General features: G+C 62.5%; 12 protein-coding genes and 1 pseudogene. 10 read left to right on the plus strand and 3 right to left on the minus strand.

Annotated elements, in window-relative coordinates:
• Nucleotides 1–31: 31 nt before the first annotated feature.
• From IVB36_RS08880 to IVB36_RS08920, 9 genes and pseudogenes are all read left to right on the plus strand, one after another.
• On the plus strand, nt 32–544 hold the full coding sequence (locus tag IVB36_RS08880; RefSeq protein WP_247391260.1) for a hypothetical protein: 513 nt from the start codon (nt 32–34) through the stop codon (nt 542–544).
• Nucleotides 545–864: 320 nt separating this feature from the next.
• Nucleotides 865–2,021, plus strand: a pseudogene (locus IVB36_RS08885) (LuxR C-terminal-related transcriptional regulator).
• 229 nt (nt 2,022–2,250) lie between these two features.
• Nucleotides 2,251–3,222 (plus strand): AraC family transcriptional regulator, encoded by a 972-nt coding sequence (locus IVB36_RS08890; RefSeq protein ID WP_247391262.1) that lies wholly within the window; start codon nt 2,251–2,253, stop codon nt 3,220–3,222.
• A gap of 81 nt (nt 3,223–3,303) precedes the next feature.
• Entirely contained in the window at nt 3,304–3,552 is a 249-nt protein-coding gene (locus tag IVB36_RS08895; protein ID WP_247391264.1) for a hypothetical protein, read from the plus strand.
• Between the two features lie 149 nt (nt 3,553–3,701).
• On the plus strand, nt 3,702–4,820 hold the full coding sequence (locus IVB36_RS08900) for a helix-turn-helix transcriptional regulator (protein ID WP_247391267.1): 1,119 nt from the start codon (nt 3,702–3,704) through the stop codon (nt 4,818–4,820).
• 113 nt (nt 4,821–4,933) lie between these two features.
• A complete protein-coding gene (locus IVB36_RS08905) occupies nt 4,934–6,052 on the plus strand; it encodes a helix-turn-helix transcriptional regulator (RefSeq protein ID WP_247391269.1) in 1,119 nt (372 codons plus the stop codon).
• A gap of 230 nt (nt 6,053–6,282) precedes the next feature.
• The gene (locus tag IVB36_RS08910; protein WP_085352780.1) at nt 6,283–6,540 is read left to right on the plus strand and encodes a hypothetical protein; all 258 of its coding nucleotides are present in this window, start codon (nt 6,283–6,285) and stop codon (nt 6,538–6,540) included.
• Nucleotides 6,533–6,709: a hypothetical protein gene (locus tag IVB36_RS08915; protein WP_240543388.1), complete on the plus strand. Its 177-nt coding sequence runs from the start codon at nt 6,533–6,535 to the stop codon at nt 6,707–6,709. The genes IVB36_RS08910 and IVB36_RS08915 overlap by 8 nt, the downstream gene beginning before the upstream one ends.
• A 14-nt stretch (nt 6,710–6,723) precedes the next feature.
• Complete coding sequence (locus IVB36_RS08920; RefSeq protein ID WP_247391271.1) at nt 6,724–7,452, plus strand: sulfite exporter TauE/SafE family protein; 729 nt, start codon at nt 6,724–6,726, stop codon at nt 7,450–7,452.
• Here the strand turns inward: IVB36_RS08920 and IVB36_RS08925 are convergent.
• Together IVB36_RS08925 and IVB36_RS08930 are read right to left on the minus strand one after the other, a co-directional pair.
• Entirely contained in the window at nt 7,449–10,637 is a 3,189-nt protein-coding gene (locus IVB36_RS08925) for a multidrug efflux RND transporter permease subunit (protein WP_085352783.1), read from the minus strand. The two genes, IVB36_RS08920 and IVB36_RS08925, sit on opposite strands and share 4 nt — an antisense overlap.
• 150 nt (nt 10,638–10,787) lie before the next feature.
• Nucleotides 10,788–12,029 (minus strand): efflux RND transporter periplasmic adaptor subunit, encoded by a 1,242-nt coding sequence (locus IVB36_RS08930; RefSeq protein WP_085352784.1) that lies wholly within the window; start codon nt 12,027–12,029, stop codon nt 10,788–10,790.
• 199 nt (nt 12,030–12,228) lie between these two features.
• On the opposite strand from IVB36_RS08930, the gene IVB36_RS08935 reads away from it, so the two are divergent.
• Nucleotides 12,229–12,834 (plus strand): TetR/AcrR family transcriptional regulator, encoded by a 606-nt coding sequence (locus IVB36_RS08935; RefSeq protein ID WP_018459270.1) that lies wholly within the window; start codon nt 12,229–12,231, stop codon nt 12,832–12,834.
• A gap of 24 nt (nt 12,835–12,858) precedes the next feature.
• Here IVB36_RS08935 and IVB36_RS08940 read toward each other — a convergent pair whose 3' ends face one another.
• Complete coding sequence (locus IVB36_RS08940; RefSeq protein ID WP_247391273.1) at nt 12,859–14,361, minus strand: amidase; 1,503 nt, start codon at nt 14,359–14,361, stop codon at nt 12,859–12,861.
• Between the last annotated feature and the right edge of the window lie 175 nt (nt 14,362–14,536).

A 14,536-nucleotide genomic window follows, 5' to 3' on the forward strand; every position in this document is an offset into this window, starting at 1 on the left:
TCTCAGTCCGGGGAACACGCTGGAGGCTGACATGAAACGATATCTTCTCGCCGCCGGGCTCCTGGCAGGCGCCTTGAGCGCAGTCGCTTTGACCGCAGGACCGGTGCAGGCGCAACAATCCAAGGTCGGCGACTGGACCATCGAAAAGCGTATGCAGGACGCGCATTGCAATGCGAGCCGCGGCTACAAGGACAAGGAAGACGAGAACCGGGACTACGTCATCGTCATCACCTATTCCGAGAAGGCGATCGTGATCGTGATGATCTATGACGGTTGGGAGTGGGACAAGGTCGGCGAGATCCTCCGGGCCGATGTCGGCACCGACGACGCCGATATCATGAAGAAGGCGAAGTGGGAGGTCATGGACAAAACTACCGTGCGCGGCATCTTCGAATACGAGCAGTCCATGGTGGACCGGCTGTCCAAGGCCAAGCGTCTCTCGCTCGATTTCGAGGACGATGACGACGACAGCATCGAGATGCAGGTGCCGCGTGCCGGTGAAGCGCTGGCGGCATTGAAATTCTGCGAGGAGAATCGCAAGTAAACTGCCGGAGCCGAATGCGAGGCCGGCGGGATCGGTGGCGACAGGGTTCTGCGGTGCGCGCGCTGCCTGACGCATCGCACGCGTGACTCATCGCACACAGTCCGCGCGCTGTTCGCATTTATCCTAGTCTTTGGCGAAAACGTCCAAGCCGCATCCTGCGGTTGACGTTACGCAAGGACGATGTTCGATATTCCAGCATTTCGTTGCAACGTTTTCTCCCAGTCGAAGGCGGCCATTGAACGGCCCGTCTCCTTCGCCAGTCCCCGGATCGCGATCTTTCTCGCACGCCCGAGCCATACGCAGATTGCGTCGTCCGGCCGATGACAATCCTCCACGCAAATCGATTCTCGTCCCTTGTCGGCGAGATCTACGACGCCGCGGTCGATCCCGCACTGCGCAGCGGGGTGCTGGAACAGGTTTCGCATTTCGTCGGCGGATGTGCCGCGACCATCCTGTCCAGGGACAGAGCCAGGCTCTCGATCGAGATCCACGAGCATTTTGGCACCGAATCCCGCTTCCGCCAGCTTTATCGCGACCGATATGTGGAGCTGGACCCTCTACTCGATCGCCATTTTACGCTCGCGGCGGAGCAGACGATCGGCGTAGCCGACATCATGCCTCAGGCGGATTTTCTGGCAACGAGCTTCTATCGCGAGTGGGTGGAACCGCAAGGAGCGATAGACCTTGCAACCGTTGCCCTCGAGAAGTCGGACACGCGCACCACAATCCTGCAGGTGTTGCGCCACCGGTCGCGCGGAATGGTTGACGAGCCGATGCGTGAGCGCATGCGGCTGCTGGCTCCGCACCTTCAGCGCTCCAGGATCATGGGCCGACAGATCAGGGCACGCTCGCATACCGTGGACGACCTTGCCGAGGTCTTGGATGGGCTGAGCACGGCGATCTGCCTGCTCGACGCAGATGGCCGCGTCGTGCATGCCAACGCAGCATGCCGCGGGCTGTTCGCCGATGCCAGCCTGCTCGCAATGGTCGGCGACCGGATCGTGGCCCGCAACACCCAGACTGATAAAATATTCGCGGCCTGTGCGAAATCGATTCAGGCAGCGAAACTCGTTCCGCTGCCCGCCGCCAGATCGAGCTTGCGACATCAGTTGATGGACAGCACTATCTGCTCCACGCCTTTCCCTTGAAGCGCTGTCGCACTCCATCGCGAGATGCTGCAGCCACGGTGCTGTTCGTTCAGAAGGCATCGGCGGCGACATGGCTCGCGGCTGATGCGATTGCGGCGGCCTTCAGGCTGACACCGTCCGAACTGCGCGTTTTAATGGCCATCATCGAGATTGGCGGTGTTCCCGACATTGCGGCAAAGCTCGGCATCGCCGAAACGACGGTGAAGACGCATCTCGGTCGCCTGTTCGAGAAGACCGGCACCGGCAGGCAGGCCGACTTGGTCAAGATCGCCACCGGCTTTGCCGTTCCATTCGCGCATCGAACGAATGGCGGTGACGACGCCGTGTGATCCATTTCACAAGGCTCGCCGATACGTGCCGCGATCTCAATGCATTGTGATGAGCCGAGCTCCCGTGTCCTCCGAATGCAGGACGCGAGTCATTTGATACTTTCGTATATCGCGATCCAGAAAAGTGAAGAGCAGCAAGCGCCACGAAGAGATGCGACGACGGCGTCAAACGCGAGTGTGAGGAAACGACAGCGCACGGCCGGACCTGCTCGTCGGTTGGAGGATTGCAGTGAGCCAGTTTGATTTTTCCATTATTAATGTTTCGACGAACGAAATTCCCGAAAACGAGCGTATCCCGCTGCTTCGCGATTTCTACTGCCGCGGGGCGTTGAAGGCGGAGGTCGAGGCGAGAGAAGGAAAGCCGGCTACGGCGAGCTTCACGTCCCACGTCTTGCCGGAAGCCCAATTGCTGATCGGAGGATTGTGCGGAGCGCGCGTCAGTCGCACCAAACACCTGGTTGCCGATGGCGACGACAGCCTGGCCCTGATCGTGAATCGATCTGGCGTACTTGGAATATCCGAGCGGGGACACGATCTGAGCCTTCGTGCAGGGGAGGCGGTCCTGACCAGCGCGGAGGACGTCACGACGTTCGAGCGATTGTCGCTGGGCAGCTGCTTCTCCCTACGCGTGCCGAGACGCGTGCTGGCGCCGATGATCGTGGATGTCGATGACGCCGTAATGCGTGTCATGCCGGAGAGCTCGACAGGACTTCGATTGCTGGTCAACTATGCGGAGACACTGGTGCGAGAGAAGGTGTTCGCGACGCCAAATTTGCGCCAGCTCGGGGTCGGGCATCTGCACGATCTTCTGGCAATCGTTCTCGGTGCCACCAACGAGCCCCGGGAGCTGGCCGGGCGGCGCGGCGTGAAGGCGGCACGGCTGCAGAAGGCCAAAGTCTCCATCGCCAACAATTGCTGGCGGCAGGACCTGTCGGTGGCCACAGTCGCCCAGGAGCTCGGCGTGACGCCGCGTTATCTCCAGCGCCTGTTCGAGGCCGACGGCAAGACGTTCTCGTCCTTCGTGATCGAACAACGCGTCAAGCGCGCCCATCGCATGTTGCGGGAACCCGGATACGCCGAGCGGACGGTCAGCTCGATCGCCTACGATGTCGGCTTCGGCGATCTCTCCTATTTTAACCGCTGCTTCCGTCGAACTTATGGCGCCACGCCCAGTGACGTCAGGAGCGGCGAAATGTCGTGACCGCGCACGACTGAATTTCAAGTCAAATGCCGCTTGGAGACAGCACGGGCGGGCGTGCGCCGCCCCCAGTTGGAGTGTTGCATGCGCCGTTTTTTCTTTGACCTTATGATCGGCAATATCGTGAAGATCGATCCGGGCGGCATGGTGTTCGAATGCCCCGAAGCGACATTCGTGGTGGCCAACGAGATGGCAAGCCACCTGTTCGTCTGGCGCGACGATTTGCGCGACCGCGATGCCTGCATCCGGGTCAGAAATGCCGACGGGCGCGAGATCTATCGCGCCGCGGTCTGGTCGGAGAATATGGAGAAGGTCGGCTGGGACGAGATGTGAGCGTCCCGGTGCGGTATCGCGACTCTGCATCAGTAGCACCCGAAACGAATATCCGCTCTTGGCGGCCGACGCCTCATCCGATCGGAGGATGCCGCATGCTGAGGTTGTGGTATGCATGGTGATATTGATCACCCAGGCCATTTATAGCCATGCACGGACCGCGGAAGCTGCCCGACCTCGTCGAGGCCATCTACGATGCCGGACTCGATCCTTCACTGTGGAACAACGTCGTCACCGGCATCCGCGACTTCGTCGGCGGCCAGGCCTGTGGACTGTTTTCCAAGGATTCCATCAGCAAATTCGGCGTCACGCACTATTATTGCGGGGCGGAACCGCACTACATCCAGCTCTACTCCGAGACGCATTCGAAGTTCGATCCGCTGACGGTCTTGCCGCCGCACGGTCAGATCGTCAGCATTCCGGATCTCGTTAATTTCGATGAATACCGGGGCGGACGCTTTTACCAGGAATGGATGCGGCCGCAGGGTTGCAGCGATGCGGCCAACGTGGTGCTCGAGAATTCGAATGCGAGCTGCCCCGTGATGATGACGGTGCTGTCGGGCCGCCGGATGGTGGATCCGGTGATGAAGCAGCGCCTCTCGCTGATCTTGCCGCACGCCAGCCGAGCGTTGCTGATCAACCGCGCCATGACCTCGCAACTGACGCTGGCGACGGCGTTGGCGGAGGTCCTGGACAATTTGGCCTGCGGCATCTTTCTGCTCGATGGATTCTGCCGGGTGGTGCACGCGAATTCCGCGGGGCACGACTTGCTTGCGGCGGACGATCTGGTTCGGTCCGTTGCCGGGCAATTGGTGACCAGCAGTGCGGAGGCCAATCAGACGCTGCGGGAAGCGTTCGCGACCCGCCATGAAATTGCGCTGCTTGCCGCAAAGGGGCACGCGTTTTCGCTGCTTTCGCCTTCGGGCGAGCGCTACGTCGCGCACATCCTGCCGCTGTCGTCCGTCCTGCGGGACGGCAGCGAGCGGGTGGTCGATGCCGTCGGTGCGCTGCTGCTGCGTAAGGTATCGCTCGGCGGACAGTCCTACGGCGAATTGATCGCGCGGACCTTCGACCTTACACCGGCCGAGTTGCGCGTGTTCCTGTCGATCGTCGAGGTTGGCGGCATCCCGGAGACGGCGGTCGCGCTCGGTATCGCGGAAACGACGGCGAAGACGCATCTGCATCGCGTGTTCGCCAAGACGGGCGTTTCGCGTCAGGCCGATCTCGTTAAGCTCGCGGCAGGATTCTCCAATCCGCTTGTGAACTAGACTGTTGAATTTTGCCTTCACGATTGAACCTTTCGCTCCCGCGAAAGACTCACGGAAGCCGCCAGGCATGAAGAACATTTCGCCATCTCCATGTGTCACCATTGGCTCTTCCGATGCCCCGACCTCCAAAACCGTCTGAGTTGATCGAGACGATCTATGACGCGGGTCTCCACCCGGAGTTGTGGAGCGAGGTCGTTGTCAAACTCAATGCCTTCATTGGCAGCCAAGCCTGTGGTCTGATTTCGAAGGACCCGGTCAGCAAATCAGGCGCGACGCATTATTATTGCGGGGTCGATCCGTACTACATTCAGCTCTATGCGGAGACCTACTCCCGATACGACCCGCTTGCTCGGCTTCCGCGCTATGGCGAGGTGCGCAATATCCCTGATCTCGTGGATTTCGACGAATACCGCCGCGGCCGCTTCTACCAGGAATGGCTGCGCCCCCAGGGCTGCGTCGACGTCGCCAACGTGGTGCTGGAGCAGTCGAAGTCGCCGTGTCCGATGCTGATGACCGTGATCCCGGGCAGGGAGATGCTCGGCGCGGAACAGCGGGCGCGAATGCAGTTCCTGGCTCCGCATGCGAGCCGGGCGCTGTTGATCAACCGGACGATCGAGCGGAAGCAGCAGCGCGCGGTCGCGCTTGCCGACGTCGTGGACCGACTGAATGCCGGTGTCATCCTGCTCGATTCGACCTGTCATATCATCCACAGCAATCCGGCCGCGGCGACGATCCTAGACGTCGACGATGTCCTGCGGTCTGTCTCGGGCAGGTTGGTGGCAAGATCTTCCGCTGCTAATTCAGCCTTGCGCGATATTTTCCGTGACACCAGCGAGGTCGCGTTGGCGGCATCTTCGGGACGGAAAATTCCGTTGATGTCGCATGACGGTTCCTACTACGTCGCGCAAATCATCGCGCTGCCATCATTGCTGCGCGACGGGGTGGCCGAGCGCAGTTCGGCAGTGGGAGCCCTGTTCATCTGGAAAGCGGAACTCGACGGCCGCTCGTGTGCCGGCCTCATTGACCGCACCTTCGAGCTCACGCCTGCCGAACTGAGGGTCTTGCAGTCAATCGTCGATGTCGGCGGCGTGCCGGAGACGGCGGTTGCGCTCGGTATCGCCGAGACGACGGTGAAGACGCATCTGCATCGCGTGTTCGCCAAGACCGGCGTTTCTCGTCAGGCCGATCTCGTCAAGCTCGCAGCTGGATTTTCCAATCCGCTCGTGCACTGAGACGCGTTCAAAAACGCAGGCGAGTCGCCGTAGCTCGCAATAGGTTCAATCACAAGCATCATTAGAAAGTTATCGCACGTCGTTCGATCGAATGACGCGATTTTCCGCGTTGTCTTCTACTAGACGTCACACGATCTGTTGTTCGACCTACCAGACATTTTTGTGAAGCAACTCACTGCGAGCGGAAACGAATTCCTCAATCTCTCGTGCAGGGTTGAGAGGAGATTGTCATGCGGACGGCGTCACCAGTTCTGACAGGAAGATTCCGCGATATCGTCGCCCGCATGGGCGCGGTACTCCGCGCGCAGCGGGAAATCGACGCGGAGCGCGTGTTGCGGCGCTATCGCCACCTGCTGGACCAGCCGCACGAAGCGCCGTGTTTGAATGAAATTATTCCCGTTTCCCGTGAAGAGGATATCTTTGAAAATGCCAACGGAGTTGATCCGCGCGAGCGCACGAGCGACCACCCCAAATTCGAACGTGCGTAACGCCAGCATCGTCGCAATCGCGCTGACGGCAGCGCTCGTCGCTCTCCAACTGGTCGGCCTCGCGATGCTGGAGCGATCTCATGCTTACGCGCAGCCGTCGGTTCCACTCGTGCCGACCGTTTGCACCGAGAGCGCCGATGTCCCCGTCTCGCAAATTCCCTACGATTGATCGGAGGGCAAATTGTGCCTGATGTCACGACTCTGATGCTGCTCAGCGTTGCCGTGTTCGCCGGCGCCTTTGTCTCCGGACTCTCGGGATTTGCCTTTTCCGCGGTAGCGGGTGCCATCCTGCTCCGGGTGTTTCAGCCGCTCGAAGCCGTACCGCTGATGATGGCGTGCAGCATCGGCGTGCAGGCCACCAATCTGTGGTCGCTTCGGCGCAATATCCGCTGGGAAGGCAGTCTGCTGCTGATCGTCGGCGGCTTGATCGGCGTTCCCATCGCGGTGTCGCTGCTCCAGAGCACCGATACGCATCTGCTCCGGCGCGGCTTCGGCATTATCGTTGCGCTCTATGCGGCCTACATGCTGCTGCGGCCGACGCTGGTGACGGCCGGCGAGGCGGTCGGGCGGCACTGGGTCGCGTTGATCGGGTTCGGTGGAGGACTGGTCGGCGGACTGACCGCGATGCCGGGCGCGATCCCGACGATCTGGTGCGACATGCGCGGCATGCCCAAGAGCGAGCAGCGCGGCCTGGTGCAGCCGTTCATCGCCGCGATGCAGCTGTTCGCGATCGCGCTGCTGTTCGGACATCAGGATCTGTCGTCAAAGGTCTTCGTCGATCTCGCGGTTAGCCTGCCGGCGCTGTTCGCAGGCTCCGCGCTGGGCGTGATCGCGTTCCACAGGGTCAACGAGACGGTCTTTCGCAAGACCCTGCTCGTTTTGTTGTTGCTGTCGGGGATTTCCCTGATCTAGTGCCCGACGGGTTGCACCGGCGCCGCGCTGGTGTCGCTGCCGTGATGCGTCAGCGGCTTCATGCCAGTGACGGTCCGCAGCAGCACATAGAACACCGGCGTCAGGAACAGGCCGAATACGGTGACGCCGATCATGCCGGAGAACACGGCGACGCCCATGGCGCGCCGCATCTCCGAGCCGGCCCCGGTCGAGAGCACCAGCGGCAGCACGCCCATGATGAACGCCATCGACGTCATCAGGATCGGGCGCAACCGCAGCCGGCTCGCCTCGATTGCGGCCCGGATCGGGGTGCGGCCTGCGAATTCGAGCTCGCGCGCGAATTCGACGATCAGGATCGCGTTCTTGGCCGAGAGTCCCACCAGCACGATCAAGCCGATCTGGGTGAAGACGTTGTTGTCGCCCTTGGAGATCCAGACACCGAACATAGCAGCCAGCAGACCCATCGGCACGATCATGATGATCGAGAGCGGCAAGGTCAGGCTCTCATAGAGCGCGGCCAGCACCAGGAACACCAGGAGGATCGCCAGCGGAAACACCCACAGTCCGGAATTGCCGGCGATGAACTCCTGATAGGTCAGGTCGGTCCATTCGAAGGCAAAGCCGGGCGGCAGCGTCTCCGCCGCGATCCGCGTCGCGACCTCCTGCGCCTGTCCGGAGGAGAAGCCGGGAGCAGCCGCCGCGTTGATATCGGAGGACAGGAAGCCGTTGTAGCGGATCGCCCGCTCGGGTCCCGCGCTCTGGCGAACGCTCAAGAGCGCCGAGAGCGGCACCATGTCGCCCGAGGACGAGCGCACCTTCAACTGCCGGATGTCGTCGGCGCGGGCGCGGAACGGCGCGTCGGCCTGCACCCGGACCGAATAGGTGCGGCCAAACTTGTTGAAGTCGTTGACGTAGTAGGAGCCCAGGTAAATCTGCAGCGTGTTGAACACCTCCGTCACGGGCACGCCCAATTGGAGCGCCTTGGTGCGATCGATGTCGGCGAACAGCTGGGGCACGTTGACCTGGAAGCTCGAGAACACGCCGGCGATCTCCGGCGCCTTCTGCATCGCGGCCATGAACGCCTTGGTCGCCTCGTTCAGCGCCTCATAACCGAGACCGGCACGGTCCTCGATCTGCAGCTTGAAGCCGCCGATGGTGCCAAGGCCGTTGACCGGCGGCGGCGGGAACATGGCGATGAAGGCTTCTTGGATGCCGGCATATTTCTTGTTCAGCTCGGCCGCCAGCGCGGGGCCGCTGAGAGAAGGATCCTTGCGCTCGTCGAACGGCTTGAGCGTGGAGAACACGATGCCGGCATTGGAGGAGTTGGTGAAGCCGGCGATCGACAGGCCCGGAAAGGCGACCGAACTCTCGACACCTGGCTGGGTCAGCGCGATGTCGCTCATCTTGCGGATCACCTCTTCAGTGCGATCGAGCGCTGCGCCGTCGGGCAGCCGCGAGAAGCCGACCAGATACTGTTTGTCCTGGCCCGGCACGAAGCCGCTCGGCACCTGCTGGAACAGAAGCGCGGTCACGCCGATCAACACCACATACAGTCCCATCACTGCGGCCTTGCCTGATATCACCTTGGTGACGGTGCCGCTGTAATTCTCCGACGAGCGTGTGAACACCTTGTTGAAGCCACGGAAGAACCAGCCAAGGCCCTTTTCCATGATGATCGTCAGCCGGTCCTTCGGCTCATTGTGTCCCTTGAGCAGCAGCGCCGACAACGCAGGCGACAGCGTCAGCGAATTGATGGCGGAGATCACGGTCGAGATCGCGATCGTCAGCGCGAACTGCTTGTAGAACTGCCCGGTGAGGCCGGAGATGAAGGCGAGCGGCACGAACACCGCGATCAGCACCATCGCAATCGCGATGATCGGCCCCGACACTTCGCGCATCGCCTGGTAGGTGGCGTCGCGCGGCGACAGCCCTCCCTCGATGTTGCGTTCGACGTTCTCGACTACGACGATGGCGTCGTCGACGACGATGCCGATTGCGAGCACGAGCCCGAACAGGCTGAGCGCGTTGATCGAGAAGCCGAACACGTGCATGACCGCGAATGTGCCGACGATCGACACGGGCACCGCCAGCAGCGGAATGATCGAGGCGCGCCAGGTCTGCAGGAACAGGATCACCACCAGCACCACCAGCGCGATCGCCTCCAGCAGCGTGTGAATGACGGCCTCGATCGAGGAGCGCACGAACTGGGTGGGATCGTAAACGATCTGGTAGGACACGCCTTCCGGCATATTCTTCTTGATCTCGGCCATGGTGGCACGGACATGATCGGAGATCTCCAGCGCGTTGGAGCCGGGCGCCTGGAAGATCGGAATCGCCACTGCCTGCTTGTTGTCGAGTAGCGAGCGCAGGCCGTATTCGGACGCGCCGAGCTCGATGCGGGCGACGTCGCGCAAGCGCACGACTTCGCCACGCGTACCGGTCTTGACCACGATGTCGCCGAATTGCTCTTCGTTCGCAAGCCGCCCTTCCGCGTTGACGGACAGCTGCAGGTCGATGCCCTTGACATTCGGGGAGGAGCCGACCACGCCGGCAGCGGCCTCGACGTTCTGCGCCTGGATCGCCTTGACGATGTCGCTTGCGGTGAGCCCGTGTTCGGCAGCCTTCTGCGGATCGACCCAGACCCGCATCGAATAGTCGCCGGCGCCATAGAGCTGGACGTCGCCGACGCCGTCGATCCGTGCAAGACGGTCCTTGACATTGAGCACGGCGTAATTGCGCAAATACGTCATGTCGTAGCGGCCGGTGGGCGACAACAGATGCACGACCATGGTGAGGTCGGGCGACGACTTCTTGGTGATGATGCCGAGCTGCCGCACCACGGCGGGCAGGCGCGGCTCGGCCTGCTGCACACGGTTCTGCACCAGCTGCGTCGCCTTGTCAGGATCGGTGCCGAGCCGGAATGTCACCGTCAGCGTCATCGCGCCATCGGTGGTCGCCTGGCTTGACATGTACAGCATGCCTTCGACGCCGTTGATCTGCTCTTCGATGGGAGTCGCCACCGTCTCGGCGATCACCTTGGGATTGGCCCCGGGATAGGTCGCGCGCACGAGGACGGAGGGCGGCACGACATCGGGATATTCCGAGATCGGCATCGCGAACAGCGAGATCAGGCCGGCGAGGAAGATCAGGACCGAGAGCACACCGGCAAAAATCGGACGATCGATGAAGAACTTCGAGAGATTCATGGCTTTGCCCCTGCGCGAGAGACGACCCTCCCGCCATTCCCGGGCGCGGGAAAAGCCCGCAAATCCGGAAATCCAGAAGTGATGTCTTGGTAGTTCAACAAATTCGACATTCCGGCTCGCGCTGCCCGCGCGCTCCGGAAGCGGAGAATGCTAGCGTTGCACCACGTCCTGTTTGCTGTGGTTGGAGGCCTGCTGCGGCCCGCGCGCGCCCATCGACGCGATCTCCGTCTTGAGCAGGGCGCCGGGACGCACGCGCTGGAGGCCGTTGACGATAATGCGATCGCCGGTCTTCAGTCCCGTCGTCACGATACGCAACCCGTCGACCGAGCCGCCGAGGGTGATCGGCCGGTAGACCGCGCGGCTGTCGTCGCCGACCGCCATCACGAACTTCTTGTCCTGGTCGGTACCGATCGCGCGCTCGTCGATCATGACCAGCGATTGCTGCTTGGGCTGGCCCATGCGCACGCGGGCGAACTGGCCGGGGATGAGACGCCCGTCCTCGTTTCTGAACACCGCGCGGACACGGATGGTGCCGCTCTGGCCGTTGACCTGGTTGTCGATGAGCTGGATGTGGCCCTTGGCCGAGAGGCCGCCTGAGGTCGTCATCTCCACCGGGATCTGGTCCAAATTGCCGCGCTTGCCGGAGACATCTGCGATCGAGTTCAGCGCCCGCAGCACCACCTCCTCATCCGCATCGAACGACGCGTAGATCGGATTGACCGAGACCAGCGAGGTCAGCACGGGGGAGGCGGTGCCGGCGGCGACGAGATTGCCGACGGTGATTTCGATCTTGCCGACGCGGCCGTCCACGGGTGCACGTACCTCGGTGTAGTCGAGATTAAGCTTTGCGGTCTGGAGCGTCGCCTCGGCTGCCTTCACGTTGGCGATGGCCTCGCGGTTGGCGTTGTCGCGCTGGTCGTAGTCGCGCCGCGTCACCACGGCGTTGCCGACCAGCTGCGCGCCGCGCTCAAGTTCATTCTGCGTGAACACGACGCGCGCTTTCGCAGCTTCGAGCTGGGCCGCGGCCTTGTCGACCTCGGCTGCGTAGGGCGCCGGGTCGATCTTGAACAGGATGTCACCAGCCTTCACCAGCGCGCCTTCGATGAAGTTGGCCGACAGGATCGCGCCGGCCACGCGCGGGCGAAGCTCGACGCGTTGAATGGCCTCGAGCCGACCGGAGAAATCGTCCCACAGCACGGTCTGCTTTGGTTCGATCAGCGCGACCGTGACAGGGACGGCTTGCTCGGCCGCGGCGGTCGCGGTCGCCTGCGCGGCACGAAAGTAATGGCCGGTCGCGATCGAGCCGGCTACGGCGAGAGCGCCCACGATGGCGACGCCGCTCAGAAGGCGGCGGACATGGCCGGGGCGAGTGGTATTTTGGGAGGGGGGCATTTGCGCTCCATATATGTAGTGTTCACTACAGATGTGGAGCTGGATACCGCAGCGCAAGATACTTATGTACCATTCGCTAAGAAAATTGTAGCCGCTTACCGCAAGTATTGGCAAGTGGAAGAGAAAATAAAGCGAGAACAAAGAGATAGGATCCGGCGTTAGGGTCAGGGACGACGCCGATTTCGAGGAGAACAGGCAAATGGGCATGGGACGCCCCCGCGAATTCGACGCCGAAACGGCGTTGGACCAGGCGATGGAAGTGTTTTGGCGCCATGGTTATGAGGGTGCCACGATCGCTCAGTTGACCGAGGCCATGGGGATCAATCCGCCCAGCCTCTACGCCTGTTTTGGCAACAAGGAAGGGCTGCTGAAGGCCGCGCTCGACCGCTATACCAAACTGCGCACCGTCTGGATGGACGAGGTCGTGGCAGCGCCGACTGCCCGCGACGTCGCCGAACGGATGCTGATGGGCATCGCCGACAAGCAGACCGATCCCGCCAACCCGCCCGGTTGCCTGCTCGTGCAGGGCGGCATTGCATGCGGCACCGGATCAGAAAGCGTCCCCTTCGAACTCGCCGCTCGGCGCGCCCAGAACGAGGACCAGCTTCGCGATCGTTTTGTTCGCGCCAAGGCCGAAGGCGATCTCAAGCCGACCTCGGATCCCGCGGCACTCGCGCGCTACGTTTCGGCCGTCTCGGTCGGCATGGGCGTGATGGCGTCCTCAGGCTCCGACCGCGAGGCATTGCAGCAGGTCGCGAGCGTGGCGGTGCAGGCGGTCGAGGCGCAGTCGACTGCAAGAACATGACGAGCGTTGTCGTCTTCGCCTCTATCATCTCACCGATTGCGTGGCAGACAGCGACGGCGGCGGGACGAAGCCGCCGAACGCGCGTTCGATCAGTCCGGCGAGCGCAATCGGTGTGCGGTCCTCGAGATAAGGCCCGATGATCTGGACGCCGATCGGCAGGCCCGATGGCGTGCGCTCGATCGGAACGGCCGTTGCAGGCAGTCCGCAGGTCGAAGCGGGGTCTGCCCAGATGAAGCACGCATCGGCATAGGGATAGAGCTGTCCATCGATATCGAGTTGCCGCGCGTCGAACGGCTCGGACTGGTCCTGGGGAAAGGCCGGTACGGCGGCGGCCGGGTAGATTACTGCGTCGAACTCGCGGAACAGCTCCTGCCATCGTTGTTGCAGCCGCAGGCGCGCCGCGTCGGTCGCCAGCCATTCGCGATGGACCATCGCCCAGCCGCGCGCGCGCTCGGCCTGCAGGCTGCGGTCGTCGGGCGAGAGTTCTGCGGCAACTCCTTGCGCCTCTGCGAGGGCGGCCGGTGTCAGGCGTGGACTTCGCGCTGCGTTCAACAGCTTCATGTAAAGGCGGGCGGATTCGGCGAGATCGGGCAGAGACGCACTCGAGCGCGCGACGCGTGCGCCTGATCGTTCGAGCCGTTCCGACAACCGCCCGATGGCGGAACGCACGGCATCGCCTGTCGGCATCAACGGATGCGTATCGATCACGAGAATCCTGAAACCCCTGAGCTGGTCGTGTCGTGAGGCCGGCAACACAAGACGATAGCCGATCCCGTCGCGCGTCTCGTCGGGGCCGGCGATCACGTCGAGCGCGAGTGCGAGATCCGAGGCAGTGCGCGTCATTGGTCCAACGACGGCGAGATCACCCTGGCCGGCAACGGGCGGTGCCGGCGGAAGGCTGTATCCGCGTAGCGGGACGAGGCCGAGGCTCGGCTTGTGTCCGAACACACCGCAGAAATGCGCGGGCACCCGGATCGAGCCGCCAATATCCGAGCCGATCGACAGCGGTCCGAATCCCGCAGCCAGCGCCGCTCCTGATCCGCCTGAAGAGCCGCCGGGCGATCGGCCGAGATCCCACGGATTGTTCGTCGTACCGTAGATGTCATTGTAGCTCTGGAAATCTCTGAGGCCGATCGGGATATTGGTCTTGCCGATGATGACAGCACCCGCCGCCTTCAACCGCGAGACGACAAGGGCGTCCTCCGCGGGTTGGAAATCTTTGAAATGCGGAAAGCCCCACGTCGTCGGCAGGCCGGCGACGTTGAACGGTTCTTTCAACGTCAAGGGGATGCCGAGCAATGGCTGCCGCTCGCCGCGACCAAGTGCGGTATCGGCGGCGCGCGCGGCGTCTCGTGCGCGATCGAAATCGCGAACGATGACGGCATTGATCTGCCCGTCCAGCGCCTCGATGCGCGCGATCGTATGCTCGATCAACTCGGACGCAGAAAGCTTGCGCGCGTGCAGGGCGCTCAGCAATGTGCTGATCGAGCCGTAGTCCCAGTCAGTGGCGGTCAATCCGGGCGGCATCACGATCTCCATTGTCTTGCATCGCCGCGTCGATGTCGCTCGGCTGCAAATCGATCCGAGTATCGAGCATGCAATTTGGCGGATGGTATGAGGAGGCCACGCAACGGGAACCAGATCTGTCCGCCGGTCGGGGGCCGGAGGCGGCGCCTGGCCATCAGATCGCGGGATACCCACT

The sequence above is a fragment of the Bradyrhizobium sp. 35 genome (genome assembly GCF_023073215.1).
GTDB lineage: Bacteria > Pseudomonadota > Alphaproteobacteria > Rhizobiales > Xanthobacteraceae > Bradyrhizobium > Bradyrhizobium canariense_D.

Bases quoted from the DNA above. Each gene is read 5' to 3' on its own strand.
- IVB36_RS08880 (WP_247391260.1), top strand. From the start codon at position 32: ATGAAACGATATCTTCTCGCCGCCGGGCTCCTGGCAGGCGCCTTGAGC.
- IVB36_RS08940 (WP_247391273.1), bottom strand. From the start codon at position 14,361: ATGCCGCCCGGATTGACCGCCACTGACTGGGACTACGGCTCGATCAGC.
- IVB36_RS08905 (WP_247391269.1), top strand. From the start codon at position 4,934: ATGCCCCGACCTCCAAAACCGTCTGAGTTGATCGAGACGATCTATGAC.
- IVB36_RS08910 (WP_085352780.1), top strand. From the start codon at position 6,283: ATGCGGACGGCGTCACCAGTTCTGACAGGAAGATTCCGCGATATCGTC.
- IVB36_RS08925 (WP_085352783.1), bottom strand. From the start codon at position 10,637: ATGAATCTCTCGAAGTTCTTCATCGATCGTCCGATTTTTGCCGGTGTG.
- IVB36_RS08935 (WP_018459270.1), top strand. From the start codon at position 12,229: ATGGGCATGGGACGCCCCCGCGAATTCGACGCCGAAACGGCGTTGGAC.
- IVB36_RS08895 (WP_247391264.1), top strand. From the start codon at position 3,304: ATGCGCCGTTTTTTCTTTGACCTTATGATCGGCAATATCGTGAAGATC.
- IVB36_RS08900 (WP_247391267.1), top strand. From the start codon at position 3,702: ATGCACGGACCGCGGAAGCTGCCCGACCTCGTCGAGGCCATCTACGAT.
- IVB36_RS08930 (WP_085352784.1), bottom strand. From the start codon at position 12,029: ATGCCCCCCTCCCAAAATACCACTCGCCCCGGCCATGTCCGCCGCCTT.